Below are 26572 nucleotides of genomic sequence, written 5' to 3'. Positions count from 1 at the left end.
AAAACCTAAATGAATAGAAACCCCTTGAAAATGATGAATTTTGCTCATAAAAATAGCCGGCCGCATGGCAGCCAAGCAATTTTTTTATTCATAAATCTTAAAATTTTTCAGTGAATTAAGGCTGACCTGGGTAATACTATTATCGTCATATACCAGCTGAACGTGGTGATTCGCCTCATGGCCTGAACCGGCATCCTTTGCCGCCATGATATAGCCTGAATTTCCATTCTTGTCAGTAAACTTCTTGCCGTTCAGGGAAGTCTTCAATACGTCCTCAATATTGTACAGGACCTTGTTAACCTCGCTTAACTGAGCTGTAAGGTGGAAAGCATTATCATGAAGATTTATATATCGCCTTATTAATGTATCGTAATTATCCATTCCAATTAACCTCCAGGTAATGAGCTTTTTTTCTTTTACCCGAAGTTATTCTTTAAGAAACAGCTGTTTGTGTAATATTGCTGTGAAAAGGAGCGATGAAATGGCAGCACGGGAGCATGTGGAATCTGATGAAAGCCTCGAAAGTTATTATATTGCCCTCTGTGATATTTTCTATTATTATCCGGAGGAAACCAGAGGAAGTGATTCCGAAGCGGTAAAAGGAGCTATCCATATATTATCAGGTCTTATCTTCCATGGAATATCAATAGATGGCATCACCATCCGGGAAATGGATCAGCTCAAATATGAAAAAATGTATAAACGCTTTCATTCGGAAATAATGGATGCTATCCAGATATGCTCGAAGAATGAAGTAGAATTCCTTTATTTTCTTGATATTCTTGACGAGTTATTCGGTGCAGCCATTAAACTTCATGCAGCTGTGGAAAAGATAGAAGATATTGAGCAGGAATCAGGTAATGATGAATAATCTCCGGTTAGAAGCTTAAGCTGTTTTCCTGTACAATTAAAACATTGAAACTAGGAGGTCATGCGGATGTTTACTACGATATCGCCAAAGGAAAGTTTTATAGCTTTCGAAAATGAAGAGGACTATATCCAGAAAATCAGGGACTGGGGCTTGATTTCCTCAGCAGCCAAAACCGCCAAGCACGAATTTCTTTATAAGCGGGGATCTTCTCAATACATAGTAAAAATTGCCGGGTATGAGAGTACGGGAAATCATGAGACAGCAGTGGTCTCCTTTGAAAATGAAGTCCTGCATTGCGTTCATCCCTCCTATTTGAAAGAAATGCAGAGCGGGACATTCGGCAGAGAAACCGCCATGAACCTACCCGATAATCCGGACGGCCTGCCAGTCTCTAAGCCATCATCCAGCAGAAAAGGAACAGCGGCTGCTGGAGCAGAAAAGGAGAAAAAAGCAGAAAAGATTGATCTTCCTGAGGAAAAGGTCCATTTTGAAGCAGAGGTGAAAGAGTTTTCCACTAAATATAACCACTTCAATGAAACCGAAGAAGAAATTCTTATTCTTGAAAAAGTCAGGATTGCCGGGGAAAATACAGTGGATATTGGCGAAGCCTGGTGCGGGTATAGCAAAACGCTGAAAAAGCTGGATTTGGCGGAAGGTTCAAAGCTTGAATTTGACGCAAAGATTGTAGACAGAAAGCTGAATAAGGAAATCCGGTACAAAATCAATAATCCTTCCAAGCTGGCTCTCATATGATCCCTTAGTATTGATGGCATCTATGCCTGGTGCCGATATTTCCAGGACCGCCGCTGGATAACCTCCTGCTATTTTTCGTATCTTAAATAGCAGGAGGTGAAATCAGTTGACAACTCATAATAACAACGGCAGAAACGACGAAAATAACGGGTTCATGGGAGTTATCTCCAATGCCGCCCATACGGTCGCAGATGCGGTCAGGAATATAGCCGGAGGTCAGGAACATCAATCAGACACCCACAGTAACGGACAGCAAAACAATCACCAAAACAATCATCACAAAAAAAATAAGCACCGCCATTAAAAAAATGGACGCAGTCACCCAGATGTCTGCGTCCATACTTCCTTTCTTTCTCCCATATCATCCTTGTATGCCGCTGTTCCGCCATTTGGCAGATGTGCCGGAATACAGACAGGACAGCAAATCGTCAAGCAGACGGCCCTCTAAAACATGACTCTTCATTATTATAATCTCCGGCCCCGCTGTTTTAATTTCCCTTCCTTCTCGTGCATGTAAATTCAATAAAGTACATATTATAGGAAATGAACCCTTTACCAGAAAGGTGGAACCGTATGGTAGACCCATTAGAGCGCGTCATTTTTCTCAAAGAGTTGTCCAATCTGCTTGAAGAATATAAAAAATGTGAAAATGGATCATTACAGGAAATCATCTGTGATGATATTCTCCTGCTTTGCGGGGTACTTTCCGCTCAGCTGGATTGACCCTGGCTAATCCATGTCCTTCTTGTTCTTTCCCCTGACAAATCTATAGGCGACAAAGGCCACATATAATGGCGTTGCCAGATAGATCAAATAGGGAGACTGCCCATATTTCCCCTGATACAGCAGGTACAGCAGACAGCCCAGGAAAAAAGTGATAATCGTACCATACTTAGGCAGGGGCACTTCCTTGAGGCTGGGTATCCTCAGTCTGCTTATCATTAAGAAGCAAAGCCCAGTAAAAATCACGGTAGTGACAATATTAGGGATTTTATCTCCAAACAGCGTCAATATAGCAAGAATGCCACCTGCCGCTGTGATTGGTACTCCTACAAAATAATGGGCAGAAACTTTTCCAGAGCTTATATTGAACCTTGCCAGGCGGTAGGCTCCGAACAATGGAAAAAGAGCTGCTACAATCAGGCCCAGCAGTTTGAATTGATAAAAGTATGTATAATACACTAAAAAAGAAGGAGCAACCCCAAACGTCACAATATCAGCCAGGGAGTCCAGTTCCTTTCCCAGGGCACTGTCTGCCTTGAGCATCCTTGCCAGCCTTCCATCCATACTATCAAGCATCATGCCAATCAGGATCAATACAGCCGCATTCTTGAATTGTCCATTGGCTGCATAACCTACTGATAAAAAGCCGCAAAATAAATTCCCCAGGGTAAACATATTAGGGATACTTTTGGTTAACCTCACGAGAAGCCATCACTCTCCCACATCTGAATTCATTTAATTCTCCTTACTTAATATAACATAATCCCCATCTTTTCCTTAACTTAAAAGAACGTGGTAAAAAACAATTCCAAACAATCATGGCTAGCTGAAAAAAAAAACGGCCAGTCTTTTGAAGGAAGACTGGCCGCATGAGTAAAAAGAAAACAATTAAAGCTATTTAATTGTCTTCAGTTAATATTTTAGTATATTGATCCAATTTGTCACTAGTAATTTAATCCAGATAATCCACTTCCCTCCACACAATTGATTCACTTATCATTTGGTTGCCACCCTTGCGTCATCCCTATTTATCTTAGTATACAAAAAATATTACAAAACCTTCCATAAGATATATCTTATAAAAAAAGATGAAGTTGAATTGGAAGTACTGCTTCATAATAATGGGAAAGAAGGTTTTTTTGAAAGCATCCCGATAGTTATCAGGAAAATAAAGATGCAGGGATAGGCATGATTAATTCCTTGGAAATTAATTATAATTCCGTCTGTAAAATAAGTCCTTAATATACACACGTTAACACTTTGCAGGCTGAAGAAATACCGCTTAAAGCTTCAGGATTAGCTACTGCAGCCAGGTCCCTTACCGGGGGCTTTTTTTGTTAGATAGTGTAAATGCGGAAATCTTGACAAACTGGTTGCATGTCCTCACATTTACGGTCAGGATTCATAAGTTATTACATAAGGATTTCCTTAAATCTCCTTTAGGTGGTGAGATATATGGGCTGGGGATGCTATGGCGGTTACGGCAATTATGGTGCTGGTTACGGCGGTGGTTATGGCAGCGGTTTTGCATTGATCGTGGTTCTATTCATTCTGTTAGTAATCATAGGCGCTGTAATCTATGCGTAAGAAGTTATTGAAATGATTGAGACTTGCCACGACAAAAGGATAATGAGAACTGTGAGGTGATTCTTGTGGGTGGAAGCGGATACGGAAGCGCATTTGCGTTAATCGTTGTTTTATTCATTCTCCTGGTTATCGTAGGAGCTGCGTTTGTAGGTTACTAATATTTGTTTCCTGAATGAAACGAAGGACAGACGATTCAAAGTCTGTCCTTTTTCATAATCATGCTGTTCAATAGGTCTGTTTTTCTCCCCAATAATCCCTGATGCATATACCGATGATTGGTTCGTCGGCCGGGTTCAGGTTCTGGGGCAGTTTTTCCGGTTTGAAGAACTGAAGCTGAGATACTTCTTCCCTGCCGGCTTCAAGCTCACCATCAAATTCGGTACATATATAAGCAGCAATTACATTAAAGACTTCATCGCCGTTTGGATACTTATAATAAAAATCCTTTCCGGAAAACAAAGAAAGCAACCGCAGTTCCTTTGCAATCAAGCCGGTTTCTTCATAAAGCTCCCTTGTTGCTGTCTCTTCAAAACTTTCACCTGGCTCCATCGATCCGCCTGCGAGGCCCCAGCAAAAATTATCCGTCCTTAGCTGCAGGAGAAGACCCTTTTCCGGATGTATAAGCAGGACCGCCGCCCCTGGCATGACGATCGGCCGGGTGCCGATCACTTTTCTTAGATCCATGATATATCCCATCTGTTCCCTCCCGTTAATAGGCCTATGAAGATGAAGAGAAGCTGTCAGCTCTTCAGGCTGAACCCGATTTCCGACAGGGCCTGCTTCATATTAGCCCTGGTCTGGATGCGGTCAAACCGAAGGCCGAGACTTACAATGGTCTGTGCGATTTCCGGCCTGATGCCTGTCAGATAGGTTTGAACACCAGTTAATTCCAATGCATTAATAATTTGGAACAGCTGGTCAGCGACCATCGTATCGATGATCGGCACTCCGGATACATCGAGGATAAGGTAACTCAGCTGGAGCTTGGAGCTTTCTGTCAGTGCAATTTCCATAATCATTTTTGCCCGCTCTGTGTCAATGGAACCAACAAGCGGGATAATGGCCGTTTTTTCCGCTACCGGCACTACCGGCACAGAGAGTTCTTCCAGCGCAGAATAGGCTATCTTCATCAGCCGGTTTGTATGTTCCTCATATATATGGCCCAAAGAAGCTCCAATTCTGTCGAGTAGAGGATCAATAATTTTTGAAACATCGAGCATCGTGATGCCTGCCAATTGCCGCTTCTCCAGTTCGTCCGTAAATAAATCCCACAGGACCGTTCTATAGGAGCTCACTATCCTCAGGGCCTGGCTTAAGGACAGTCCTGAGTTGATGGAAATGCTGCCGGCGGCCTTGCTCCATTCATCCACTTTGCGGCGGATTGAATCTTGATCTTCCGTATATAGAGCTTCTCCGAAGAATTCAAATACCTGGGCCCTATAGTTGAGATGCTGTGCAGATTTAAGTTTCTTTTCAATCAGGTCATCTTCCGTACTATTCCGAATTTCATACACCGCACTTGCCAGAGCCAGGGAATTTTCTGCAATTTTCTCTCCCATATAACGTAATTCGTGCTTCATGAACGGATTCTATCTCCTTTTTAATGGATGCAATAAAGACTATCTTAGCATCCTGTATTTTAACTTTTTTCATACCTATTGTCTAAATACTTTTAGACGCACATTATCCTTTTCCCTTCTTTTTTATCAGGGTTAAGATGAACAAAATAAACAAGGCAGCCAGGATCAGATAGATAAAATTCGCAAACACATCAAAATAGCCTGCTATATCTCTCCACGAAGAACCGAATGCCGCCCCGAGATTGACCAGTACTGTATTCCAAATCAATGTTCCGCCGGCTGTAAGGATAAAAAAGAACGTTATATTCATCTTAGTCATGCCTGCAGGTATAGAAATCAAACTTCTGATCAAGGGAATCAGCCTGCCAAAAAACACCGTCCAGCCTCCATGTTTATCAAATAAGGCGTCTGCCTTATCAATGTCTTCTACTTTCACCCGTAGATAATGCCCCTTCTTTTTTATCAGTCGTTTTATCCCCTCAAGGCCGAGCTTGCGCCCGATTCCATACAGGACGGCTGCACCGCCTGCTGAACCGAGGGTTGAGGCGATGACCACTCCTGTTTTAGTCAAATCGGTTGTGGTGGTCATGAATCCGCCGAAAGTAAGGATAATCTCGGAAGGTATTGGGGGAAAGATATTTTCCAGGGCAATCAGCAGGAAAATACCGAGATACCCAAATCTGTCCATAAATTCTGTTATAATATGTTCCATTGGTACCTCCAATTTATTTTTTCTCCTTTAATAAAGAAGGCGGGGATCAATTCAGTAAAATCTTTATGTATATGATGTAAAGACCAATAAAAAATAGCAGGGCTGGGTGAAACATGGATTCAATCACACATACCCTTTTCGGTGCCGGCTTATATAAGGGCATCAGCAAAGAGGGAATGACCAAAAAAGAAAAATACGCATATCTCTTCACCGCCATTGGAGCGAGCCAGGCCCCGGACAGTGATATTATTTCCCAGCTCTGGGATACAGAAGGCCTTTACCAAATGTGGCACAGGGGCATTACACATTCCCTCTTACTGGTTCCGGTGTGGGCTTTTGTTTTTTACCTGGCTGCCAGGTTCATCTTTAAGGTTAAAAGCCCAAAAATATACTTCCTGGCACTGCTGGGTGTTTTTATACATAACACCAGCGATGTATTCAATGCATGGGGCACTGGATATCTTGAACCCTTTACCGATATCAGGCTCACATTTGGCACAATATCCATTGTCGATTTTGTTATTTGGGCCATATTTTTAATCTGCTTTATTATATCCAGAACCCGGATCCAGCTGAAGGAGCAGACAATCTATAAACTGGGATGGCTTGTTATCGTCCTCCACATAACAATCCAGACAGCTCAGGGAATCTACATATATAATCAATACAAAAGCGGGTACGACCAGGTTGCTCTGTCAGCAGAGTTTGTCCCATGGCAGTTTACCGTCATTGCCAAGAGCGGCAGTACAGTGGATATACTGAGTGATTCTGTTTTCACAGAACCTTCTCTTCTTTATAAGCTGACTTCTAATGGAACTAAGTCGGAACTCAAGGATTTATTTAAGCAGAATCCCAGGGCTGAAACCCTCTACCGGTGGGCGCCTTTTGTGGTTATTGAAAAAAGCGGCGGCAAGCTCGGAATTTATGATCCGAGATTTTATAGAAACGGTGAATCTTTCCTTTATGAATATATGGAACTGCGTTAAAAGGTTAGTATAACAGGATTGTTCAAAAAAAGCATGGACGGCCATACGTTCAAAAAATTTCCCCAATATAAAGAAGCCGGAGTTCTGGGACTCCGGCTTTTTTGAGATTAGAGCTATGGCGAAACTGCCCCGCCATGTCTTTTTTATATGAATTTCAAAACAGGCGTTTTCAGCCTGTAAAAGACTTACTCAGGCTTTTTCGACATTTGCAGCCTGCGGTCCGCGCTGGCCTTCCTCAACGTCAAAAGTCACTTCCTGGCCTTCATCCAAGGACTTATAGCCTTCTCCTTGAATTGCTGAAAAATGTACGAATACATCTTCCCCGCCTTCACGCTCAATAAATCCAAATCCTTTTTCACTGTTAAACCATTTTACTTTACCGCGTTCCATTTTTTACTTCCTCCTAGCAAAATCTATAAATATTTGCAATTTACTTGCCTATGTATTATATCCAGTATCACTCATATTTAAACGCGGGTAGTCATGAATTTATAAAATTTCCTGCTCAACCAGTAATCAATGGAGGATATATAAAAACTGATTTAAATTGCGCTCACTTTTCACCCTTCGCCTTGCGGGTATGAAATGCAGCGATTTGTTAACACTTTTAAAAAGGCAGCTTTATGGACTTATTGAATCATAATATCCAATTCAATAGTTCTGGATCGCAGATTGAATTTCAGTACCTTTCGCTCCAGTACTAGTATATTAAATTTCGTCATAGAACGTATTAAAAACCCACAATTCTTAGAAAAGATCCTTTTAAAGGAGGAATGAGAGATGAAATTTTTATCCGCTCTTCTGGTTAAGTTTATTATTTCAGCTGCAGCATTTACCATTGGATTAGACTTGTTTTTTGATGCTTCATTCTCAGAGATTCTTACCTTCAGTTTCTTTAATGTAGTATTTACCTTTATCCTGGCGGACAGGATCGCTCTATCAAAACTGGGCAATTGGAATACATTGCTATTAGAGTTTTCCCTATCGTATCTGCTGGTATGGGTGTTCGGAAGTGTATTGCTTGGCAATTATCTCCAGGTTGCCTGGGGCAGTATTATATCCGCAGCCGTCATCACCGCCGGAGAAGTGCTTATCCATAAAATCTTTTACAGCACTGCTTATAAAAAACGGATGAAGCCTGAGTCTCAGCCATCCATAAACCACGGCCTACTTTATGGGACTGAATTCTCTGAGGAACTAGAACCTGGAGATAAGAAATAATACTTGAATTCCATAGGTAAGGTTTAGCAGGTATAGACAAAAGGAATTAATGCAGAATAAGGTAGACACTCCAAAGTGAAAGGAAGAATACACATGGCTACAGTACTTTATATTTCTGCACACCCGCATGATGAAACACAATCTTACAGTATGGCAGCCGGGAAGGCATTTATTGATGCTTACCGGAACTCGCATCCTGAAGACGAAGTCGTAATAGTGGACCTCTACAAAGAACATATACCACAGCTGGATACAGATGTATTCAGCGGATGGGGGAAGCTCCGCTCAGGCTCTTCGTATGAACAGCTTTCTGACGAGGAAAAATCCAAAGTGGGCAGGCTGTCCGAGCTGGTGGATCAATTTGTTGCCGCTGATAAATACGTTTTTGTCACACCGCTCTGGAATTTTTCTTTCCCGCCAGTTATGAAAGCCTATATAGATTCTATTTGTGTGGCAGGAAAAACATTCAAGTATACAGAACAAGGCCCTGTCGGCCTCCTTACAGATAAAAAAGCCCTCCACATTCAGGCCAGGGGCGGCGTATATTCAGAAGGACCGGCAGCTTCCTCTGAGATGGGGCACCGTTATCTGTCCCTCATCATGGAATTCTTTGGTGTCCCATCCTTTGACGGTGTGTTCATTGAAGGTCATAACCAGTATCCTGACCGCGCGGCGGAAATTAAGGAAAAAGGTATTGAGGAAGCGAAGGAAAAGGCAGCTTCATTTTAAACATTATAAAAAGAGCCCTCCCCGTCTCTATTGCGGGAGGGCTCTTTTTGCTGGCAGCTCCCTCTGCCCTCTATGGAAGTGCCCATACCGCCAAAATCATACTTTCTCCCTCCATTCATACACATATAATAATGAGATTCTACTTGAGCGGGGAGGAAGATCATGGAGACATATATCAATGGTCTTATATTCACATCCGATGCTGACCAGCCAAACGCGGAGGCAATGATCATAGAAAAGGGAATCATCAAGTGGATCGGCAATATGTCCAGCCTGCCTCATAATGAAGGCAATATTATTGATTTAGGGGGAAAAAGAGTCCTTCCTGGATTTGTAGATGCTCATATGCATGCAGCTATGCTTGCAAAAACGCTTGGCCAGCTTGCATGCACTCCGCCTGCTGTCAAATCCAATCAAGAGCTTCTGGAGAAAATAACAGAAACAGAATGGCCGGATGGATGGATCAGGGGATGGGGGTATGATGAACAAAAGATGTTGGAAAAAAGACTGCTGACACGCCGGGATCTGGATTTGGTGACAGGTGATTTCCCTGCTGTTATAACCCGTTCCTGCCTGCATGTGTGCATAGCTAACAGCGCTGCCCTAAGAATGGCGGGCATTGATTCTGAAACAGCTTCCCCTCCAGGCGGCAGGATAGATTTGGATGAAAACGGAGTCCCTACCGGAGTATTGAGAGAATCAGCCATGAAACTGGTCACTTCCCTTGCTCCCACTCCTGACTGCGTTCAGTCTGTCCGCGAACTCCTGGCATTAAGCACCGAACTTGCTTCATATGGGATAACATCTGTTACCGAAATGATGGCGGGAAATGGGGATTTTGAACTTTTTACCGCTGCAAGCGATGCAGGCTTCCATCAAAGATGCTCCCTCTTTTACCTCTGGGAAGAAATTGATAGTTCCACTTTATCTGAGATAAGCACCGATACCAGCCGCCAGGTATTCATTGGAGGTGCCAAGCTGTTTGCCGATGGAAGCATAACCGGCCGGACAGCATGGGTATCCCCGCCTTACCTGGGGACGGACGGCCAGACAGGTTTGTGCCTTTCCTCACGGGATGTTATGATTCAGTTTTGTTCATTCGCCAAAAAAGCTGGAATTCAGGCAGCCATTCATGCCATGGGAGAAAAAGCAATTGAGCTGGCAGTCCAGGTTTTTTCCGAAACCGGCCATTGGCTAGGAGACCAGATATGCCATCGGATTGAACATGCTTCCCTTCCATCCGCCAAAGTTCTGGAAATGGCTTCCTCCAGCCGTATTGCAATGGTTCCTCAGCCTGTATTTCTGTATGCGGAAATAGAAGGCTACCTATTTAATCTGGGAATCGAGCGGACCAGAAAATCTTACCCTATCAAAACTATGCTGAATAAAAACATACCGGTCTGCATCTCCTCTGATGCACCAGCCACAGCCTGGTCAGTCCCCCATGATCCTTTTATAGGAATTAAGGCTTGTGTGACAAGGAAAACCTATAATGGTGAAGATGCGGGACAGGAGGAGCGCATTTCAACAGAGGAAGCCATTATCCTTTATACCAAGAAAGCTGCAGAAATTACTAGGTTTTCGAAAACCGGCCAGCTTTCCGCAGGATACAGGGCTGACTTCATAGTCCTTGACTCCGACATCATTGCTGCCCTTCCTGATGAATTGGATGAAATCTCCGTAATTCAGACTTATTGCGGCGGCAGGAAAATATTTGACAGATATCTCCCTGCCACGTAAAACAGCAGCGGCCGCTCTTTAGAGGGCCGCTGACCTTTATTTAAAATTCAGGGCCTGCCTGAATTCATCCCATAAATTATTATTTCTGTCTCCACCAGGATCTTTTACCTGTTGAAGGGAACGTCTTATATCAATCACTCCGCTCCCATAATAGGGATCGAACCCCTTTTTGCCAAGATCGAATGAGTTTTTACTGATGAGCGTCATCACTTCTGTATTTTTAAGGCGGGGATTTGCCGAGCGAATCAATCCGGCCAGGGCTGCTACATGCGGCGCGGCCATAGAAGTCCCCGAAAGCGATGCATATTGTTTATGGAAGTAAGTGCTTGGAATTTCCACACCAGGAGCTGAAACATCGACATATTCCCCAAAATTAGAGAAATCCGCTCTCTTCCCGTTATAATCTACAGCAGCCACACAGATCACTTCAGGATAGGCAGCAGGGAAACTGGGCTGATCGGTATTATCATTTCCTGCAGCTGTTGTGATCACAATATTTTTGTTAAAAGCATATTGAACGGCCTCTTTCATGACGGCCGATGGCTGGTAGTTCCCAAGGCTCAAGTTAATTACATCTGCCCCATGGTCAGCTGCCCAGATGACTCCCCGGGCTACATCAAAGGCATTTCCATATCCTTTGTCGTTCATCACCTTTACAGGCATTATTTTGTTAAACCAAGTAAGTCCGGCAACACCTTTTAAGTTGTTCGTCTTTGAAGCAATAATTCCGGCTACATGGGTTCCATGTCCGTTATCATCATCAGCATTATTATTTTTAGCCAGAACGTTATAGCCGCGGACCAGTCTTTGCTTGAGATCCGGGTGATCCAGGTCCACACCGGTGTCTATCACAGCAATTTTAATCCCTTTATCACCCTTGGTAATATCCCATCCTTCTTCCGCCCTTACAGAATGGAGATTCCACTGATAATTCTTCCTGTATAAGGAGTCATTGGGACCTTTTTTTTCATCATTCTGCATATAGATATAATTGGGCTCAGCGTACAATACTTTAGGATTATGGTTAAAATATTGCAGCAGAAAATCAGTATCCTTGCTGCGGGATCTGTACACTTTAGTGTGGTCGAAAGATTTAATTAATTCTCCGTCGATTTCCCTTGCAATCCTCGCCGATTCTTCTGCATCAGGCTTTACTTTATATTTAACCGTGGCTTCCCGCTCGTGATAATGGCTTTCATCACGGTTATTGTGCTTGATCAGGGTTATCCCTGACTGGCTCCTCAAATAATCCTTGAGTCCGGTCCCGCTTTCCAGGCTGTTAATCCGGATCGGCTTCTTCCCCTGCTCCACATCTGCTATCATAGGCCGTCCTGGAAACCTTTCGCTGACAGCCTGCCGGTCCGGCTCCTCCTGTCTGTTTCCTGCATTCAAAAGAACAACTCCAGCTGCAAACAGCAAAATAGCAGCTGCAATCAAAAAATTTCTGGATCTTCCCATATACAAACTCCTCCTGCATTGATGTTTCCCATTAGCATGTCTTCTTTGCTCCCTTTGCATGTTGGGAAACACACTGGTTAAATGGTGGAAAAAGAAGCCCCTGACGGAAACAGGCAAGCAGTTTATTTATGGTTTTAATGAAAACCGTACTATCCCTGGCTGTTATCACTCCTTTTCCAATATATATAATCTGCCGCTCGATCCAAAGGCAGCATACTTAATATCATGAACGCTTTTGCCTCTCTCCGTCAGTTCCTCGTTTACTTTCTTCAATTCCTCTTCTGAAGTTTCTCCTTGGACAGCCCACCTGCCCTCAATGATTATCTCAACAGGATATTGCCGAGGCGGCCAAATTTCCTCCAAATCTATACGATTCAAAGGCAGGAACTTTTTCTTTTTTAACACAGAAAGTGTTCCGTTTATTTCGAATACCGCCTTTTCCACTTCTCCCAGATGGAAAATATTTTTTTCCCTGAGCATGGCTTCCAATGTATCAAGGGTGCATCCTGTTTCCCTCATCGCATCTTTCTTGAAGTGCCCATTCTCAATCAAAACTGCCGGTCTTCCTTTTATGAGGGAAGCTGCCCATGGGAGGCGGGATGCCTTGCTCAACAAATAGAAAATTAGGCCCATCACAATGAGCGAGAGGATGAAATAGCCGAACTCTATCCTTAAATTAAATGCCATATTCCCGCCAATCGTCCCCATTGTAATGGAAGCAATATAGAGATGAAGTGTCCTGTGGGCAATAACCTGCTTCCCTAAAATATGCACAAACAGCAACAGCAGAATAAAAGCTGAAAAAGTCCTGATTATAATTTCCATAGCATGGTTCATGACGTTCTTCCTGCCTTTTTTTATTAGGTTGTTTCTTAACATCCATTTCCATTCTTATAATAGAGTCAAAAATTGATCAGTCACTGAGCTTTTCAAAATTTTTAAATAACTATATAATGGGCTACATATTCCATAACCAGCATAGGGGGAAATAAGAAATGTTTGCTTCAAAAGTCAAACAGGAAGCTGCCGCTGTCAAGGATCAGGTGATTGAGTGGAGGAGATTTTTGCATCAGAACCCAGAGCTGTCTTTCCATGAAAAAAATACAGCGGATTTTATATATGAGACATTGGAAGCAATGGGCAGTTTTTCACTCTCCCGTCCCACAGAAAACAGCGTCACGGCACGGCTTTCCGGTAAAAGCGGCGGAAAGGTACTGGCCATTCGGGCTGATATTGACGCCCTCCCCATTCAAGAGGAAACAGGCCTCGAATTCTCGTCACGAAGCAATGGAGTCATGCACGCATGCGGTCATGATGGCCACACAGCCATGCTGCTGGGGGCAGCAAAGGTGCTTTCTTCCCTGAAGGACTATTTATGCGGAGAAATTCTTTTTATTTTTCAGCATGCCGAGGAACTGTTTCCCGGCGGTGCTGAAGAATTGGTTGAAGCAGGTGTCATGGATGGAGTCGACGCAGTCATCGGCACCCACCTGTGGTCACCGCTTGAGACCGGAAAGGCGGGTATCATATATGGCCCGATGCTTGCTTCCCCGGATACATTTTATCTGACCATCACAGGCAAAGGCGGACATGGCGGACTTCCGCATGAAACGGTAGACAGCATCGCAATCGGTTCGCAAGTGGTGACGAACCTTCAGCATATTGTATCCAGAAACATTGATCCCCTTGAACAGCTTGTGATATCGGTGACTAAATTCACCGGCGGCACTACCCATAACGTTATTCCTGGTTCGGTGGAAATGATGGGTACCGTAAGGACCTTCAATCCAGAACTGAGAAAAAAAGTGCCTCATCTTATGGAACGCGTCATCAAAGGAATCACAGAAGCACATGGCGGCTCCTATGAGTTCTCTTATGAATATGGCTACAGGCCGGTGATCAACCATGATCGTGTAACCCGGATTATTCATGATACTGCCATTAAGCTGTACGGGGAAAGCGGGGTTGAGCTGATGCGGCCCAACATGGTAGGAGAAGATTTTTCAGCCTACCTTCAGAAAGCGGAAGGCTGCTTCTTTTTTACCGGCGCCGGCAATAAGGAAAAAGGCATCATATATCCTCACCATCATGCAAAATTCACCATTGATGAGGAGTCGCTGGGTATGGGAGTAGAGATGTTTGTGGGTACAGCACTTCAGTTTTTGAGTGTGGCATCTGCAGATTCATTGGATAGATAGGAGGATAATCATGATAAAGAAAGTTGATCATATAGGAATTATGGTAAGTGATATGGAAAAATCGATCCTGTTTTACAAGGACGTACTGGGACTGGAATTAAAGAATAGAGTTCCTCATTCAGATGGCATCATCGAGCTTGCCTTTCTCGGATTTGGGTCGGACTCGGAAACCGAGGTAGAGCTGATTAAAGGGTATAATGATTCTCTGCCGGCAGAAGGAAAAGTTCATCATTTTGCAGTGAGTGTGGAAAATATTAGTGAAGAGTTCCTCAAAATGAAGGAACTTGGTTACGTGGAGGTCATTGATCCTGAAATTGTAGTCCTTCCCAACGGCTATAAATACTTTTTCATAAAAGGCCCAGATAAAGAATGGATTGAACTATTTCAGCGCTAATTTCTCCATTTAAGCCGGGCAGCGGATGCCCGGCTTTCTTACGCCCTTAAGACTGTATCAGAGTTCCTTTTTGTGGAAAAGGGACGGAGCTGCATGTATCATGAGTCTTCCTGCAACTATGCACATCAGTTGTCTTTCTGGCAATATTACCTGCGCCTTACTCCGCTCCAATTATGTTTGTTCCTGCTCCCCCAGTTCCTTTCCATGCATGGATTGCGTATAGAAAACTCATGTTAGTTTTTATTTTTGGCTGTTGAATTAAAAAATGGATTACCGCTCCACTTGGCTTAATAATTTATTCTCCACACAAAACACATTAAATTTAGAAAAGAGCATTATTAGATTTGAAATCCCTATTTTGGTATCGATTATAAACCTATCCATCCCCTCCCAAAATTTATATCTTTTTTTACCATGTATGAACTACTGAAATAGAGGCAGATTAACAGTATTAACCCGCGAGGAGGTGAACACACATGGCACGCAGTGGTTCTAATCGTCAAAAACTAGTTCCTGGAGCTCAGCAGGCTATCGACCAAATGAAGTACGAAATCGCTTCAGAATTCGGTGTACAGCTTGGAGCTGAAACAGTATCACGCGCTAACGGATCTGTTGGTGGAGAAATTACTAAACGTCTTGTTGCTACAGCACAATCTCAACTAACTGGCCAATTCGGCGGTACAACTCGTTAATCATTAACAAGTGAATAATATGGATGAAGGCTGTCTGCCAGCTGGCAGGCAGCCTCTTTATGATTTGTTCCTGTAATACCATCTTTTTAGATGCTTGTTATTACAGGCGTTTATCGATGCGAAGAGAGATAGACAAAAAGAAGAGCCCCTGTCCGGGGCCCTGCTCCTGTATCATTTCATTTATTTATAGTCTTGATTACAGCCATTTCTTTACCGAATCTATGACCCTCATCGGTAAATCCCAGTTGGGAATATAAATGATGGGCTGCCATATTTTCAGGATGATATCCCACAATAATCTTTTTCACATGAGGTAATTTACTCATCTCTGCGATCATCAGCTCCGTTGCTGCCTTCCCGATCCCCTTGCCCTGGAAAGCCTTATCTATCATGATCCGATAAACCCAATGTCCCTGAAGCTCTTCCATAACAGAATTGAACATTAAAAAACCTGTTATTTTATCATCAAAATAAATGGCATATGGTTTCAGTGTTGGTTCAAACTTTGATTGAGCTATTGAAACGGCATTAGGTTCCATGTATTCTTTCTGATCATCAAATAATTCTAAACTGCAGCATTCATACCAGTTTTCACCACTTAATTCTTCGATCCTGACTTTTTCTTTATCCATGATTTCCCCCTTTTGAATTGGCTCTTTTTATAGGCTCTTTTCTAAAAAATTGTTATTTTTTGGATGAGTCCTCTGAGGCTATCAAATGATTTAGCAAGTGGATTGGAGTGTAAGGCGCGAGACTCCGGGCAGGTAGAGTGCTACAGCGGAAATCCACTTTCGAAAACAGCCTTCATTTTTAATAAAAACGCTTAATCCTTATAAACAGGCGTTTTCCCTTTGTAATCTCCAATAATAAACATTCTTTTTTCCATAGTGAACGCCTCCTTTAAAAGCTGTACCCTATATAAACAATATTCTGATAATTTATTATAACATACCTCTCCGTCTGGACCTTCTTGATTGGATAAATATGTTATTCGATGCTTACTTTCGAAAAATAACGGCCCATTATTTAAAGGCCGTCGTTCTTAATGCAAAAGTTTACCGGTTTAAAACTGACTCAAAATGGAAAGGAGTAAGATAGTTATACATAAATCGGACAGTTTGCAGGAGGTCATGGGAACGTGTGGATTAATAAGCCATTTTTTAAGTATGCTTCAGGAATTATCCTTTGTTTGATCATCATTTTATTGTTTGGAAAAATTGATTATTTTTTAGGTCCGATTCAACAGTTCCTTGCAACAATGTTCTTTCCCATTCTCATAGCGGGACTTCTTTATTATCTGATCCGGCCTGTTGTGAGAATATTATCAAAATTCCTGCCGAAGCCTGTCAGCATTCTATTGGTATATGCAATCCTGTTTGGCTCCATATATCTTCTCATTTATTTATTCGGCCCTGCTATAGCGGATCAAATCAAGAACTTGATGGAAGAGCTGCCCAAGAAGCTAAAGGAGCTGACCTCACAGTCTGAAGAAACCATGAACCGGCATCACTTGAATTTTTTCCAGGGCGGTGATCTCCAGGAAAAGGCGCTAAAGTATTTCCAATCTTTCTCGCAGTATGCTTCTAAAAATTTGATGCAGCTGTTCACCACCATAACAAGCATTGCCGCAGTTCTGATTGTAGTCCCGTTCATCCTTTTTTATTTTTTAAAAGATGATGACAGACTGAAACCATTCCTCTTGAAATACATCCCGAAAGAACATGAAACAGAAGGGAATAAGATCCTGCAGGATGTGGACAAAACATTATCCACCTACATAACAGGACAATTTATCATCGCATTTGTTGATGGTGTGCTTATGTATATAGGATATTTGATCATTGGTCTCGATTATGCCCTTGTACTGGCAGTATTTGCGATGTTCCTGACAATCGTCCCGTTTGCCGGACCTCTTCTCGGCATAATACCGGCCCTTTTCATTGCCCTGCAGACAGATTCATTTATGGCCTTGAAAGTCTTGATTGTTCTTGCCGTCGTTCAGCAGCTGGAGGGACATCTTGTAACACCGAATGTCATGGGAAAACGTCTGAACATCCATCCTCTGACGATTATATTGCTCCTATTGGCAGCAGGCTCAGTATTCGGGTTCCTCGGAATTCTGATATCCATACCGCTATATTCGGTGTTAAAGACTTTAATACAAAACTTCAGGCTTTTCTATCGCCTGCGGCAGAAAAAAGGATATGTCCCGGATTCCATCCTTAATGATAACAAATCGAATTCTTAAATTTATTGTTTTGGAACTGATACGCAGGGAAAAGGTATAGAAACATCTAAAGGAGGCAGCTCTTATGGATAAAAAAGCACAGAAAAAAGAAGAAAAACAAGAAAACTTAATGGAAGCCGAGAGAGAATTCCAGGACTATGGAAATAATGCACAGGCTCCATCCGGTGATGCAAAAGGCCGGGTACCGGATCAGCAGCATAGAATGAAGGATCAGGAAAATTTAAGAAAATGAGTATATAAAGAGGATGCCCCAAATGTTGGGTATCCTCTTTTTCAATGACTGCCAGGCGGAGCCTGACTGCATGTTAGTTAAAATTAGGTAACTGTTTCATTCTGCACTCTGTTATATTATAAATCTATCCATATTTGTTAGAGTCATCAGCACCGCGCTCTTACATGTTGACCGCCGGGCTGTATACCTGCCAAACTTATCACAAGGCCGGGAATTACCCTATCAGCCGGATAAAGATCGAGACAGCAATGCCCCAGACTAAGACAGCGGAGCATTTATTGAGGATTTCCATCACTCTCCCGCTTTCATCGAGCTTATGAAAAGAACGCCCTGCAAGGGCAAGGCTGAAAAACCAAATCCATGAAACAGCGATACAGGAGCAGGCAAAAATGAGTCTGTCAAAATCCTCATATTGAAGAGAGCTGCTTCCTATCACCCCTGCCGTGTCGAGGATTGCATGGGGATTCAGCAGGGAGACTGAGGCTGTGAAGATGACTTGTCTTTTTATATCCGACCTCTCACCTGTCTGCTGCCTGACCGGCTGAGATTTCCAGATCGAAACTCCCATATACAGCAGAAAAATGACTCCGGCTGCGGAAATGGCAGTCTCGATCACAGGGTGAGCCAGGACCAGCACCGAGATGCCCCCCACAGAAAGTGAAATCAGTATGGTATCGCAGACCGAGGCTGTCAGGACAGCCGGAAGTGCATGTAAAAATGATTTTTGGTGTGCTCCCTGCTGAAAAATAAAAATGTTTTGAATCCCTAGAGGCAAAATCAGCCCAAAGGCAAGAATAACTCCTGATAATATAATTGATGACAATGTTCCCATCCTTTGATAACTCATTGTTTTATTATACTTCCACGTACAACCGAACCCATCTCAACAGCCGGCTTTATCGCCTTTTTTCGACAATTAGCATTTATATTGTCAGACCCTGCGGTTTCCCGAGAAATAATGGCATTAAAATCACCTTACAAAATGATTGGAACTTCCATCCGCTAACCAGTATAATGAGAAACGAGCAGACTGCTTGAACCAGAAAGAGGGGTAACGTTGACATCTATAAACCAAACACTTTATGATTTTATCATTTCGCATTCACAGGACATAACTGAAGCCTGGTTCCTGCAGAAGGAGTCATTATCAGGTCCTTTTTATTCTAAAATTCAAATGGAGAAAGTTTTGATTGAGCAGCACTCACTAACAATCAGGACCATTGCGCATGCATTTTTAGGCAGCTGTCCTGAATTTGACCAGAAGGTAAAGGATTGGGCAGAAGCTGTTGCAACAAGCAGGATAGAAAATAATACTCCCATACATGAGGTTATTGAAGCCCTTAGCAAAACCAGGGAAACTATCTGGAAGTTCATCGAACGATTTTGTGAGAATGAGGCTGATATTACAGTTGAAACCATTATTAAATGGAGCGAGGTATTCAACTCCGCATTTGACCGCCTGATTTATGAGTTTTCTGCCAGGTACCACCAACTGGCCACCAGCAGGCTGACCGCGCAGGCATCTCTGATCACTGAATTAAGCACACCTATCATTCCGATTCTTGAAGAAGTCGCCGTACTGCCCATCGTAGGGGATATTGATACTGCACGGGCACGTTCATTCCTTGAGCTCGCACCCCAAAAGTGCCAGGAAATGGGGATACGCCAGTTATTTATTGATATTTCTGGTGTTTCGCTCGTAGATACAATGGTGGCCAATGAAATGTATAAGCTGATCAATGTCCTCTCGCTCCTTGGAGTAAAAACTTTCATTTCAGGGATGAGGCCGGAAGTAGCCCAAACCTCCATTCAGCTTGGGTTGAATTTCACTTCTGTACCAACCTTCAGCTCACTGAAGCAGGCTCTGGCGAACATTGGCGTCGGCAGCAAAAATTGAGTACTAAAAATGAGTTCTCTTAATGGAGAAGATTGCCTCAGCGTGTCCAAGCCGGGCTGCAATCTTTTCTTTTTTATCATGCAAAAGGAGTCCAGAAACAACATGTTCCGAACCCCTGTAAGCAATGTCCTGGCTTATTTTTTATTGAACAAATAAAGAGAAGCAAATAGAAGCAATATGCCCATTATTTTCTTCGCATTGATCGGATCCCTTACTCCTCCCATCAAGCCATAATGGTCTATGACCAGGCCAAGGATCATCTGTCCGGCAATCACCGCGACAAAGGTTGCTGCTACACCGATTTTGGGAACCGTCAGCACCATGACAAATACATAAAACGCCCCAAGCAGACCGCCCAAAAGCTGCCACTTAGGAACAGATCCAACCGCCAGCAAATTCCCCTTTCCAAAAAACACCAGAACAAAGAAGAGGACGGTTGTACCTAGTAAAAATGAAATAAATGCAGCCTCAATGGAACCTGCTTTCCTGCCAAGAGCCCCGTTCACCTGTGCCTGCACAGCAATGGCAAGTCCCCCGACGAACGCCAATAGAGGAAATAGTGCTTTCATATTCAATGACTCCCTGCCAATCTAATTTTTAGCTGCATTCATTAATGAGCTCCATGCATCCGCTATATAGCTTGTGCCCTGGTCCAATCACTGACCCCATACGTCATCGGCAATTTGACGGACCAGGCGGATCTTTTCCCATTGCTGCTCTTCTGTCAGGATATTGCCTTCCTCGGTTGAAGCAAAACCGCATTGCGGACTCAGACAGAGCTGCTGGAGCGGCAGATAGGAGGCTGCCTCCTGAATGCGGGCTTTAATATATTCCGGATCTTCCAGTTCTCCGAATTTTGATGTGATCAGACCAAGGATAATGTTTAGGTCTTTTCGGTTTACATGACGCAAAGGTTCAAAGCCTCCTGAACGGTCATCATCAAACTCAAGGAACAGCCCATCAACATCCAGTCCTCCAAAAATGATTTCAGACACATAATCATAGCCCCCGCTTGACATATATGTTGAGCGGAAGTTTCCTCGGCAGATATGCATGGTAATTGCCATATCTGAAGGTTTCTTGGAGATGGACTCGTTAACGGCCTTCGCAAAAAGTGCCGCCAGCTCTTCTGGGTCGTCTCCCCGCTCCCTCAGTTTCTGTCTGCCTTCCTCCGACAGGAAGGCAGCCCAGGATGTATCATCTAGCTGCAAGTAGCGGCACCCAGCTTCATAAAATGCTTGTATGGCTTTTTGGTAAGCAGTGACTAAATCGGTAAACAACTGTTCTTTCTCAGGATATACTTCCTCATCAATTACTGCCCGCAAAAGCAGCATATTAGGGCTTGGTATGGTAAATTTGGCCAGATGTTCTCCAGCTGCTTTTTGCAGGTATTTAAAATGACCAATCATATCATGTTCCTCAAAATCTATCCTCCCAGTGACCTTGAGTCCATGCGCCTTTGTCTGTACACCATTGAATTGCAGCCCGGTTTCTGGTTCGTAAAGTTCGACTCCTTTTAGGCCGGCTAGAAAATCAAAATGCCACCATGCCCTCCTGAACTCGCCATCCGTAACCGCTGAAAGGCCGGCTTGTTTTTGTTTTTCTACTAATTTTAATATTTCTTCATCTTCAATCCTGCGCAGCTCCGCTTCAGTAATCTCTCCTGCTGATTTTTGCTGCCTCGCCTGCTTGAGGCGCTCCGGACGAAGGAAGCTTCCGACATGATCTGCTTTAAATGGGGCCTGTAGTATCGTTTTTTCCACTTTTAAGTCTCCTTTTGTGTATTTGCCATGTGGTGACTAGCTTTTAAATCCTGTAATAAAAAACGCCCTTCCTTTAAAAGGAAGAGCGATATTTCACTAAACGTTAAATCAGGCTCTTCCTTATCTTGCAGAAAAAAACCTGCAGGATTTAGCACCGTCTGTAAAAACAGGGGTTGCCGGGTTTCATAGGGCCACTCCCTCCACCACTCTTGATAAGGCTTATGTATTCATTTATTTGAATATTATATATCTTTCATCTAGTGAAGTAAATGGTTATGCCTGAAAACAGCGAAAATAAAAGAGGCCTGGTAAACCAGGCCTCTTCGCGTATTGTGGCGGACAGCCGCACTCCACATAGTGCGTACCCAAAGGTGTGCTGTCCGGCTTACACAACTCAGCTCATCGCTATAATAATATATCATACTAACATGTTAATTGCAATTACTATTTATTGCGCATTCACATTTAATTGAACATCGATATTGCCCCGGGTTGCTTTAGAGTATGGGCAGACTTGGTGAGCCTGCTCCACAAGGCTTTGTGCCTCTTCCTGGGAAATTCCTTCAACATCTACATTCAACACAACTGCAAGCTTGAATCCTCCATCCGATTCATCTTTTAAGAGGCTGACTTCCGCTGCCACCACAGGTTCGACCTTTACCTTTTGTTTCCCGGCCACCAGGCCAAGCGCAGAATTAAAGCAGGCTGCATATCCCGCTGCGAAAAGGGCTTCAGGATTTGTGCCATTGCCGCCATCTCCATTCAAAGCCTTGGGGCTTGCCAGCTGAAAATCGATAACGCCGTCATCTGAACGGACAGTACCCTCTCTTCCGCCCCTTGAAGTTGCTTTAGCTGTAAATAATACACTCATTTTATGAAACCTCCTTCAAATTGAATCCAGTACTAGTTTTCCCTCTCTCTTCAAGCTCAAACACCCAGCTGCAGATATATATGATTTAAGCCGTGACATTCCGGCCCATAAGCTATAGAATAAAACATTATTCAGAAAACTATAAAGGTTGAAAGAAGATGAGTCTTTGCGTACATACCAAATTCACCTGATTTTATTCGCTGTCATGATACCGTGGGGTCTTAACGTAACAGCGACCAAGCTTTTGGTGGAAAGTTTCATGCCCCTGACCATGACGGCCTTCAGGATCTTTACTGCCGGCATCACTGTCATGCTGATTCTTCTGATCATCAAAAAATTCAGGCTGCCTGCTAAAAGTGAATGGAAAATTCTCATCCTGGGTGCAGTCTTGAATGTCGCGGCACACCATTCATTCCTGGCAGTAGGACTAAAAGGAACCTCTGCAGTAAATGGGGGGCTGATACTCGGCATCTCACCTTTGCTGACAGCCATCCTAGCCATCATCTTTTTAGGGAGCAGGCTGACCATTATTAAACTGGCTGGATTTATCATTGGATTCTCCGGAGTATTCATAACTGTCATGGACGGCAGTGCAGGCCTGAATGGCATCAGGCCCGGCGATATAGAGGTATTTTTATCTATCCTTGTGCAGGCTTTCAGCTTTATCCTTATAAAAAAGGTATCGCAGACCATGGATCCCCGCCTTCTGACCGGTTATATGATGCTCATTGGTTCCGGGATGCTCTTTGTCCTTGCACGGATCATGGAGCCGGGGGGAATGCAGAGCATGGCTTTGGGAAGTCCATTTCTTTGGCTGTTATTCCTTGCCTCTGCAGTGATAGCCAGCGCCCTCGGCCATATGATGTATAACTACTGCATCGGGCAGATAGGAGCGGCGGAGGCATCCATTTTTATGAATCTCACTCCCTTCTTTTCCCTTCTTGGTGCTGCTTTATTTCTTGGAGAAAGAATAACACTGGTCCATCTGGCAGGTCTGCTGATGATCATTACAGGAGTCATTATCGGTTCGGGAGCATACAGGCAGCTGTTCACCCGTAAAAGGAAGATGAATGCCTCAGCTTGAATGGAATTAGAAAGAGCCAGCGGAAAACCGCTGGCTCTTTCATAATTAGGATTATTCTTCTATGATGCGAACTTCCTTCATTTTATCTCCCTGGCTGATGTCATCCACATTCTCCATGCCTTCAACCACTTTTCCGAAAACGGTATGTACTCCGTTCAGATGCGGCTGCGGCTCGAATACGATAAAGAATTGAGAACCTCCTGTATCTTTACCGGCATGGGCCATAGAAAGGGAACCGCGCTCGTGCTTGTGAGGATTCCCTTCTGTTTCACATTTGATAGTGTAGCCTGGTCCGCCGGTTCCGCGTCCTTCCGGGCAGCCTCCCTGTGCTACAAAACCAGGGATTACACGGTGAAAGTTCAAACCATTATAGAAACCTTCATTGATCAGCTTTTCAAAATTGGCAACTGTGCCCGGAGCTTCGTTTGGGAACAATTCAATCTTAACTTGTCCGCCTTTTTCTAAATCAATTACAGCATATTTACTCATCATTCATTACTCCTTCCACTACTTAAGAATTCATACCTTCATGATTATACTTCAATGTGAATTTAAAAGTAAACTTTCAAGCTGTGCGTGACGTTTCAGCCGCTTAATTCCCGCTGAGGGGAAAGGGCGGCATAAAGATAGTGATCCTTCCAGCGGCCATTGATCAGCAGATACTCACGCATCAAGCCCTCCCTGATAAAACCTGCCTTCTCAAGGACGCGGATCGATGCAGCATTCTCCGGGGAAACACCGGCTTCCACTCTCCTCAGTTTAAGAGTCTCAAAGGCAAAGTGCAAAAGAAGCGATAAAGCCTCCGTCGCAGCCCCCCTGCCTGTGTGTATGCCATCTACTGAATAACCTGCAGAAGCCGATTGAAAGAAAGCTGTCCTGACATCATAAAGGCTGATGTCACCGATCAATGTACCATCAGGGAGAAATATGCCAAAATTATAGGCTCTGCCACTCTTGAAGGCTTCCTGGTCTTCTGCGATTGTCTTCCGCTGCCGTTCTACTGTATAGTAATCCTCTGGCCTGGCTGGTTCAAAACATTGCCAGACTTCACGGTTCCTGACCAGGAGCTCTGCATAGTCAGCGGCATCTTCTTCTTCGAGAGGCCGTAAGCATATTTGCTTTCCCTTTAACATAGCTATATCTCCCGTCCATATGTGCTTGATTTTCTAAAAATAAAGCTGGCGGTGACTCATTCAACCCGGCTTTCGGATCATGCACTGTGTTCTCTGCTATCCGTTCACACAGGGAATTCCCTGAAAATGACCGGAGGCCGGTTTTAATAGAAGAATTTACTAGAGAAGCTGCTCCTCGGCCGCATTCAGCTGAGGGGCAATCCTTGCCCGGGAAGCCTGTTCATAGGAGAAGGCGATTTCAATCAATTCAGGCTCACTGAAGGCTGTCCCGGTAAATGTAATCCCAACAGGCTCCCCTTCTCCTGAATAGCCGGCAGGCACAGTAATGGAAGGATATCCAGCCTTTGCCGGGATGCCTGCACCCAGATTATTAGGAAAAACAATGGCGTCAAGATTGTTTTCTTTCAGAACAGCATCAATGCCATTAATGGTCGAATGATACATATCATGTTCAAGTGCTGATATATATTGCAGCTCAGTCAAGGTACCGCTGGTATTCTCCGATTCTATCATGACTGCCTGGCCATATTTCAAAGCGGCTTCCTTGTTCCTCTCATTAAACTGGATGACATCCTTCAGTGTCCTTACCTTTGAAGTCTGCGGCAGCCCGCTAAGATAAGCGTTCAAGTCTGTTTTAAATTCATACGTCAGAACTTCATATCCCCATTTTTCATCTCCTGACGGAATCCGGACTTTCTCTATCACTTCTGCACCTGAGGCAGCAAGCAATTTAACGGCAGCATCAAGGACAGCCCTTTTATCTTCCGGCAGATAATCAAAATAAACATCCCTTGCTATGCCGATCCGCTTTCCTTTTAAACCGTCCAGCTTCAGGCAGGCTGCATAATCAACGTCCTTACACCGAATGGCCTTCCCTGCTGCCGGATCCCGAGGATCAGCGCCAGTCATGGCGGCAAGCAGATAAACAGCATCCTTCACTGTCCTTGCCATAGGACCTGCCGTATCCTGAGAATGGGCGATCGGAATGATGCCGCTCCGGCTGATCAGTCCGACTGTGGGTTTTATCCCTACAATGGAATTCTGGCTGGCAGGACTGAGGATGGATCCGGAAGTCTCGGTGCCCACTGCAGCGGCAGCCAGGCTGGAGGCAATCGCCGCTCCTGAGCCCGCACTTGAACCGCCCACATCAAAATTCCCGGGGGAATAGGGATTCAATACCTGCCCGCCCCTTGAGCTGTATCCATTTGGCATATTTTCAGCCATGAAATTTGCCCATTCTGTCATATTCGTCTTCCCCAGTATCACTGCTCCCGCTTCCCTCAGCCTCGCTGCTGCAAAAGCATCCTCTTCTGCCCTGGATTCTGCCAAGGCCAATGAACCGGCACTCGTATGCATTTTATCACCAGTATCAATATTATCTTTTAGTAAAATGGGGATGCCGTGCAGCGGCCCCCTTGCTCCTTTTTGTTCACGTTCTGCGTCCAGCGCCTCGGCTGTCTGAACGGCATCAGGATTTATTTCAAGAACGGCATTGATGGCGGGTCCGCTTTTATCGATTTCTGCAATCCTTTTTATATAGAGCAGTGTCAATTCCTTTGCTGTCACTTCGCCGGTTTCCATCTTTTCCTGCATACTGTCGATGTCTGCTTCAGCGAGCCAGCCGCTGTACAGCTTCTGTAGCCTTGGATTCTGCATATGTAAAAACTCCTTATCCTTTTGCTGAATAACTATATTTAGAG

33 protein-coding genes and 1 riboswitch are annotated in these 26572 nt (G+C 43.9%); of the genes, 17 read left to right on the top strand and 16 right to left on the bottom strand.

Annotation, left to right across the window (positions count from 1 at the left end; genetic code table 11):
* Positions 1 to 84: 84 nt before the first annotated feature.
* Positions 85 to 381 carry a hypothetical protein gene (locus V1498_RS09535; RefSeq protein ID WP_409298544.1) on the bottom strand — a complete coding sequence of 99 codons (297 nt, stop codon included), beginning with the start codon at positions 379 to 381 and terminating at the stop codon, positions 85 to 87.
* Between the two features lie 100 nt (positions 382 to 481).
* Between V1498_RS09535 and V1498_RS09530 the strand changes: the two genes are divergently transcribed.
* The 4 genes from V1498_RS09530 to V1498_RS09515 all read left to right on the top strand — a co-directional run bounded on the left by V1498_RS09530 (position 482) and on the right by V1498_RS09515 (position 2347).
* Positions 482 to 871, top strand: a complete 390-nt coding sequence (locus V1498_RS09530; RefSeq protein WP_409298542.1) for a hypothetical protein — start codon at positions 482 to 484, stop codon at positions 869 to 871.
* A 66-nt stretch (positions 872 to 937) separates the two neighbouring features.
* On the top strand, positions 938 to 1624 hold the full coding sequence (locus tag V1498_RS09525) for a hypothetical protein (protein ID WP_409298540.1): 687 nt from the start codon (positions 938 to 940) through the stop codon (positions 1622 to 1624).
* A 106-nt stretch (positions 1625 to 1730) separates the two neighbouring features.
* The gene (locus V1498_RS09520; RefSeq protein WP_409298539.1) at positions 1731 to 1928 is read left to right on the top strand and encodes a hypothetical protein; all 198 of its coding nucleotides are present in this window, start codon (positions 1731 to 1733) and stop codon (positions 1926 to 1928) included.
* A gap of 269 nt (positions 1929 to 2197) precedes the next feature.
* Positions 2198 to 2347, top strand: coding sequence for a hypothetical protein (locus V1498_RS09515; protein WP_409298537.1), 150 nt, complete (start codon positions 2198 to 2200; stop codon positions 2345 to 2347).
* A gap of 6 nt (positions 2348 to 2353) precedes the next feature.
* Here the strand turns inward: V1498_RS09515 and pssA are convergent, their stop codons facing one another.
* Positions 2354 to 3049 (bottom strand): CDP-diacylglycerol--serine O-phosphatidyltransferase, encoded by a 696-nt coding sequence (pssA, locus tag V1498_RS09510; protein WP_409298535.1) that lies wholly within the window; start codon positions 3047 to 3049, stop codon positions 2354 to 2356.
* Positions 3050 to 3802: 753 nt separating this feature from the next.
* Between pssA and V1498_RS09505 the strand changes: the two genes are divergently transcribed.
* Positions 3803 to 3934, top strand: coding sequence for a YjcZ family sporulation protein (locus V1498_RS09505; RefSeq protein ID WP_409298533.1), 132 nt, complete (start codon positions 3803 to 3805; stop codon positions 3932 to 3934).
* A gap of 65 nt (positions 3935 to 3999) precedes the next feature.
* Entirely contained in the window at positions 4000 to 4092 is a 93-nt protein-coding gene (locus V1498_RS09500; protein ID WP_409299238.1) for a YjcZ family sporulation protein, read from the top strand.
* Between the two features lie 67 nt (positions 4093 to 4159).
* Here the strand turns inward: V1498_RS09500 and V1498_RS09495 are convergent, their stop codons facing one another.
* The 3 genes from V1498_RS09495 to V1498_RS09485 form a co-directional block, all read right to left on the bottom strand.
* Positions 4160 to 4630 carry an NUDIX hydrolase gene (locus V1498_RS09495; RefSeq protein WP_409298531.1) on the bottom strand — a complete coding sequence of 157 codons (471 nt, stop codon included), beginning with the start codon at positions 4628 to 4630 and terminating at the stop codon, positions 4160 to 4162.
* A gap of 44 nt (positions 4631 to 4674) precedes the next feature.
* Positions 4675 to 5514, bottom strand: a complete 840-nt coding sequence (locus V1498_RS09490; RefSeq protein WP_409298530.1) for an STAS domain-containing protein — start codon at positions 5512 to 5514, stop codon at positions 4675 to 4677.
* 103 nt (positions 5515 to 5617) lie between these two features.
* Complete coding sequence (locus tag V1498_RS09485) at positions 5618 to 6226, bottom strand: DedA family protein (RefSeq protein WP_409298528.1); 609 nt, start codon at positions 6224 to 6226, stop codon at positions 5618 to 5620.
* A 113-nt stretch (positions 6227 to 6339) separates the two neighbouring features.
* On the opposite strand from V1498_RS09485, the gene V1498_RS09480 reads away from it, so the two are divergent.
* On the top strand, positions 6340 to 7212 hold the full coding sequence (locus V1498_RS09480) for a metal-dependent hydrolase (RefSeq protein WP_409298527.1): 873 nt from the start codon (positions 6340 to 6342) through the stop codon (positions 7210 to 7212).
* A 189-nt stretch (positions 7213 to 7401) separates the two neighbouring features.
* Here V1498_RS09480 and V1498_RS09475 read toward each other — a convergent pair whose 3' ends face one another.
* Complete coding sequence (locus V1498_RS09475) at positions 7402 to 7602, bottom strand: cold-shock protein (RefSeq protein WP_409288479.1); 201 nt, start codon at positions 7600 to 7602, stop codon at positions 7402 to 7404.
* Between the two features lie 390 nt (positions 7603 to 7992).
* Here V1498_RS09475 and V1498_RS09470 point away from each other — a divergent pair, with 390 nt between their 5' ends.
* From V1498_RS09470 to V1498_RS09460, 3 genes are all read left to right on the top strand, one after another.
* A complete protein-coding gene (locus tag V1498_RS09470) occupies positions 7993 to 8433 on the top strand; it encodes a DUF2512 family protein (RefSeq protein WP_409298525.1) in 441 nt (146 codons plus the stop codon).
* A gap of 93 nt (positions 8434 to 8526) precedes the next feature.
* Positions 8527 to 9162: an FMN-dependent NADH-azoreductase gene (locus V1498_RS09465; RefSeq protein ID WP_409298524.1), complete on the top strand. Its 636-nt coding sequence runs from the start codon at positions 8527 to 8529 to the stop codon at positions 9160 to 9162.
* A gap of 162 nt (positions 9163 to 9324) precedes the next feature.
* Positions 9325 to 10902 carry an amidohydrolase gene (locus V1498_RS09460; RefSeq protein ID WP_409298522.1) on the top strand — a complete coding sequence of 526 codons (1578 nt, stop codon included), beginning with the start codon at positions 9325 to 9327 and terminating at the stop codon, positions 10900 to 10902.
* Positions 10903 to 10938: 36 nt separating this feature from the next.
* Here V1498_RS09460 and V1498_RS09455 read toward each other — a convergent pair whose 3' ends face one another.
* Positions 10939 to 12360: a S8 family peptidase gene (locus tag V1498_RS09455; RefSeq protein ID WP_409298520.1), complete on the bottom strand. Its 1422-nt coding sequence runs from the start codon at positions 12358 to 12360 to the stop codon at positions 10939 to 10941.
* A 165-nt stretch (positions 12361 to 12525) separates the two neighbouring features.
* Positions 12526 to 13197: a DUF421 domain-containing protein gene (locus tag V1498_RS09450; protein WP_409298519.1), complete on the bottom strand. Its 672-nt coding sequence runs from the start codon at positions 13195 to 13197 to the stop codon at positions 12526 to 12528.
* Positions 13198 to 13355: 158 nt separating this feature from the next.
* Here V1498_RS09450 and V1498_RS09445 point away from each other — a divergent pair, with 158 nt between their 5' ends.
* From V1498_RS09445 to V1498_RS09435, 3 genes are all read left to right on the top strand, one after another.
* Positions 13356 to 14558 (top strand): M20 family metallopeptidase, encoded by a 1203-nt coding sequence (locus V1498_RS09445; RefSeq protein WP_409298517.1) that lies wholly within the window; start codon positions 13356 to 13358, stop codon positions 14556 to 14558.
* A gap of 7 nt (positions 14559 to 14565) precedes the next feature.
* Positions 14566 to 14952 carry a VOC family protein gene (locus V1498_RS09440; RefSeq protein WP_409299236.1) on the top strand — a complete coding sequence of 129 codons (387 nt, stop codon included), beginning with the start codon at positions 14566 to 14568 and terminating at the stop codon, positions 14950 to 14952.
* Positions 14953 to 15428: 476 nt separating this feature from the next.
* A complete protein-coding gene (locus tag V1498_RS09435) occupies positions 15429 to 15644 on the top strand; it encodes a small, acid-soluble spore protein, alpha/beta type (RefSeq protein ID WP_409288499.1) in 216 nt (71 codons plus the stop codon).
* A 176-nt stretch (positions 15645 to 15820) separates the two neighbouring features.
* Here the strand turns inward: V1498_RS09435 and V1498_RS09430 are convergent, their stop codons facing one another.
* Positions 15821 to 16276, bottom strand: a complete 456-nt coding sequence (locus tag V1498_RS09430) for a GNAT family N-acetyltransferase (protein WP_409298515.1) — start codon at positions 16274 to 16276, stop codon at positions 15821 to 15823.
* Between the two features lie 506 nt (positions 16277 to 16782).
* On the opposite strand from V1498_RS09430, the gene V1498_RS09425 reads away from it, so the two are divergent.
* Together V1498_RS09425 and V1498_RS09420 are read left to right on the top strand one after the other, a co-directional pair.
* Positions 16783 to 17892: an AI-2E family transporter gene (locus V1498_RS09425; RefSeq protein ID WP_409298513.1), complete on the top strand. Its 1110-nt coding sequence runs from the start codon at positions 16783 to 16785 to the stop codon at positions 17890 to 17892.
* A gap of 64 nt (positions 17893 to 17956) precedes the next feature.
* Positions 17957 to 18124, top strand: coding sequence for a hypothetical protein (locus V1498_RS09420; RefSeq protein WP_409298511.1), 168 nt, complete (start codon positions 17957 to 17959; stop codon positions 18122 to 18124).
* A 214-nt stretch (positions 18125 to 18338) separates the two neighbouring features.
* Here V1498_RS09420 and V1498_RS09415 read toward each other — a convergent pair whose 3' ends face one another.
* A complete protein-coding gene (locus V1498_RS09415; RefSeq protein ID WP_409298509.1) occupies positions 18339 to 18947 on the bottom strand; it encodes a LysE/ArgO family amino acid transporter in 609 nt (202 codons plus the stop codon).
* A gap of 234 nt (positions 18948 to 19181) precedes the next feature.
* On the opposite strand from V1498_RS09415, the gene V1498_RS09410 reads away from it, so the two are divergent.
* On the top strand, positions 19182 to 20021 hold the full coding sequence (locus tag V1498_RS09410; RefSeq protein WP_409298508.1) for an STAS domain-containing protein: 840 nt from the start codon (positions 19182 to 19184) through the stop codon (positions 20019 to 20021).
* A gap of 134 nt (positions 20022 to 20155) precedes the next feature.
* Here the strand turns inward: V1498_RS09410 and V1498_RS09405 are convergent, their stop codons facing one another.
* From V1498_RS09405 to V1498_RS09395, 3 genes are all read right to left on the bottom strand, one after another.
* Positions 20156 to 20590: a DMT family transporter gene (locus tag V1498_RS09405; RefSeq protein WP_409298506.1), complete on the bottom strand. Its 435-nt coding sequence runs from the start codon at positions 20588 to 20590 to the stop codon at positions 20156 to 20158.
* An 87-nt stretch (positions 20591 to 20677) separates the two neighbouring features.
* Positions 20678 to 21784 carry a 5-methyltetrahydropteroyltriglutamate--homocysteine S-methyltransferase gene (locus V1498_RS09400; protein ID WP_409298504.1) on the bottom strand — a complete coding sequence of 369 codons (1107 nt, stop codon included), beginning with the start codon at positions 21782 to 21784 and terminating at the stop codon, positions 20678 to 20680.
* 117 nt (positions 21785 to 21901) lie between these two features.
* Positions 21902 to 22003, bottom strand: a riboswitch (SAM riboswitch).
* 229 nt (positions 22004 to 22232) lie between these two features.
* A complete protein-coding gene (locus V1498_RS09395) occupies positions 22233 to 22655 on the bottom strand; it encodes an organic hydroperoxide resistance protein (protein ID WP_409298503.1) in 423 nt (140 codons plus the stop codon).
* Between the two features lie 166 nt (positions 22656 to 22821).
* Here V1498_RS09395 and V1498_RS09390 point away from each other — a divergent pair, with 166 nt between their 5' ends.
* The gene (locus tag V1498_RS09390) at positions 22822 to 23739 is read left to right on the top strand and encodes a DMT family transporter (RefSeq protein WP_409298501.1); all 918 of its coding nucleotides are present in this window, start codon (positions 22822 to 22824) and stop codon (positions 23737 to 23739) included.
* A gap of 51 nt (positions 23740 to 23790) precedes the next feature.
* On the opposite strand, the gene V1498_RS09385 is transcribed toward V1498_RS09390, so the two are convergent.
* The 3 genes from V1498_RS09385 to V1498_RS09375 all read right to left on the bottom strand — a co-directional run bounded on the left by V1498_RS09385 (position 23791) and on the right by V1498_RS09375 (position 26528).
* Complete coding sequence (locus V1498_RS09385) at positions 23791 to 24228, bottom strand: peptidylprolyl isomerase (RefSeq protein ID WP_409299234.1); 438 nt, start codon at positions 24226 to 24228, stop codon at positions 23791 to 23793.
* Positions 24229 to 24323: 95 nt separating this feature from the next.
* Positions 24324 to 24872, bottom strand: coding sequence for a GNAT family N-acetyltransferase (locus V1498_RS09380; RefSeq protein ID WP_409298499.1), 549 nt, complete (start codon positions 24870 to 24872; stop codon positions 24324 to 24326).
* Positions 24873 to 25031: 159 nt separating this feature from the next.
* Positions 25032 to 26528, bottom strand: coding sequence for an amidase family protein (locus V1498_RS09375; RefSeq protein ID WP_409298498.1), 1497 nt, complete (start codon positions 26526 to 26528; stop codon positions 25032 to 25034).
* Between the last annotated feature and the right edge of the window lie 44 nt (positions 26529 to 26572).

Origin of the sequence: Paraperibacillus marinus (genome assembly GCF_046237605.1) — a bacterium.
GTDB classification, from domain to species: Bacteria; Bacillota; Bacilli; order Bacillales; family DSM-1321; genus Paraperibacillus; species Paraperibacillus marinus.
The sequence above is the reverse complement of the archived record's forward strand: the minus strand, read 5'-3'. Positions and strand labels throughout refer to the sequence as shown.

Bases quoted from the DNA above. Each gene is read 5' to 3' on its own strand.
- V1498_RS09515 (WP_409298537.1), top strand. From the start codon at position 2,198: ATGGTAGACCCATTAGAGCGCGTCATTTTTCTCAAAGAGTTGTCCAAT.
- V1498_RS09490 (WP_409298530.1), bottom strand. From the start codon at position 5,514: ATGAAGCACGAATTACGTTATATGGGAGAGAAAATTGCAGAAAATTCC.
- V1498_RS09405 (WP_409298506.1), bottom strand. From the start codon at position 20,590: ATGAAAGCACTATTTCCTCTATTGGCGTTCGTCGGGGGACTTGCCATT.
- V1498_RS09525 (WP_409298540.1), top strand. From the start codon at position 938: ATGTTTACTACGATATCGCCAAAGGAAAGTTTTATAGCTTTCGAAAAT.
- V1498_RS09530 (WP_409298542.1), top strand. From the start codon at position 482: ATGGCAGCACGGGAGCATGTGGAATCTGATGAAAGCCTCGAAAGTTAT.
- V1498_RS09430 (WP_409298515.1), bottom strand. From the start codon at position 16,276: ATGGATAAAGAAAAAGTCAGGATCGAAGAATTAAGTGGTGAAAACTGG.
- V1498_RS09385 (WP_409299234.1), bottom strand. From the start codon at position 24,228: ATGAGTAAATATGCTGTAATTGATTTAGAAAAAGGCGGACAAGTTAAG.
- V1498_RS09485 (WP_409298528.1), bottom strand. From the start codon at position 6,226: ATGGAACATATTATAACAGAATTTATGGACAGATTTGGGTATCTCGGT.
- V1498_RS09470 (WP_409298525.1), top strand. From the start codon at position 7,993: ATGAAATTTTTATCCGCTCTTCTGGTTAAGTTTATTATTTCAGCTGCA.
- V1498_RS09460 (WP_409298522.1), top strand. From the start codon at position 9,325: ATGGAGACATATATCAATGGTCTTATATTCACATCCGATGCTGACCAG.
- V1498_RS09475 (WP_409288479.1), bottom strand. From the start codon at position 7,602: ATGGAACGCGGTAAAGTAAAATGGTTTAACAGTGAAAAAGGATTTGGA.
- V1498_RS09450 (WP_409298519.1), bottom strand. From the start codon at position 13,197: ATGAACCATGCTATGGAAATTATAATCAGGACTTTTTCAGCTTTTATT.
- V1498_RS09455 (WP_409298520.1), bottom strand. From the start codon at position 12,360: ATGGGAAGATCCAGAAATTTTTTGATTGCAGCTGCTATTTTGCTGTTT.
- V1498_RS09465 (WP_409298524.1), top strand. From the start codon at position 8,527: ATGGCTACAGTACTTTATATTTCTGCACACCCGCATGATGAAACACAA.
- V1498_RS09420 (WP_409298511.1), top strand. From the start codon at position 17,957: ATGGATAAAAAAGCACAGAAAAAAGAAGAAAAACAAGAAAACTTAATG.
- V1498_RS09445 (WP_409298517.1), top strand. From the start codon at position 13,356: ATGTTTGCTTCAAAAGTCAAACAGGAAGCTGCCGCTGTCAAGGATCAG.
- V1498_RS09495 (WP_409298531.1), bottom strand. From the start codon at position 4,630: ATGGGATATATCATGGATCTAAGAAAAGTGATCGGCACCCGGCCGATC.
- V1498_RS09380 (WP_409298499.1), bottom strand. From the start codon at position 24,872: ATGTTAAAGGGAAAGCAAATATGCTTACGGCCTCTCGAAGAAGAAGAT.
- V1498_RS09480 (WP_409298527.1), top strand. From the start codon at position 6,340: ATGGATTCAATCACACATACCCTTTTCGGTGCCGGCTTATATAAGGGC.
- V1498_RS09395 (WP_409298503.1), bottom strand. From the start codon at position 22,655: ATGAGTGTATTATTTACAGCTAAAGCAACTTCAAGGGGCGGAAGAGAG.
- V1498_RS09435 (WP_409288499.1), top strand. From the start codon at position 15,429: ATGGCACGCAGTGGTTCTAATCGTCAAAAACTAGTTCCTGGAGCTCAG.
- V1498_RS09505 (WP_409298533.1), top strand. From the start codon at position 3,803: ATGGGCTGGGGATGCTATGGCGGTTACGGCAATTATGGTGCTGGTTAC.
- V1498_RS09535 (WP_409298544.1), bottom strand. From the start codon at position 381: ATGGATAATTACGATACATTAATAAGGCGATATATAAATCTTCATGAT.
- V1498_RS09375 (WP_409298498.1), bottom strand. From the start codon at position 26,528: ATGCAGAATCCAAGGCTACAGAAGCTGTACAGCGGCTGGCTCGCTGAA.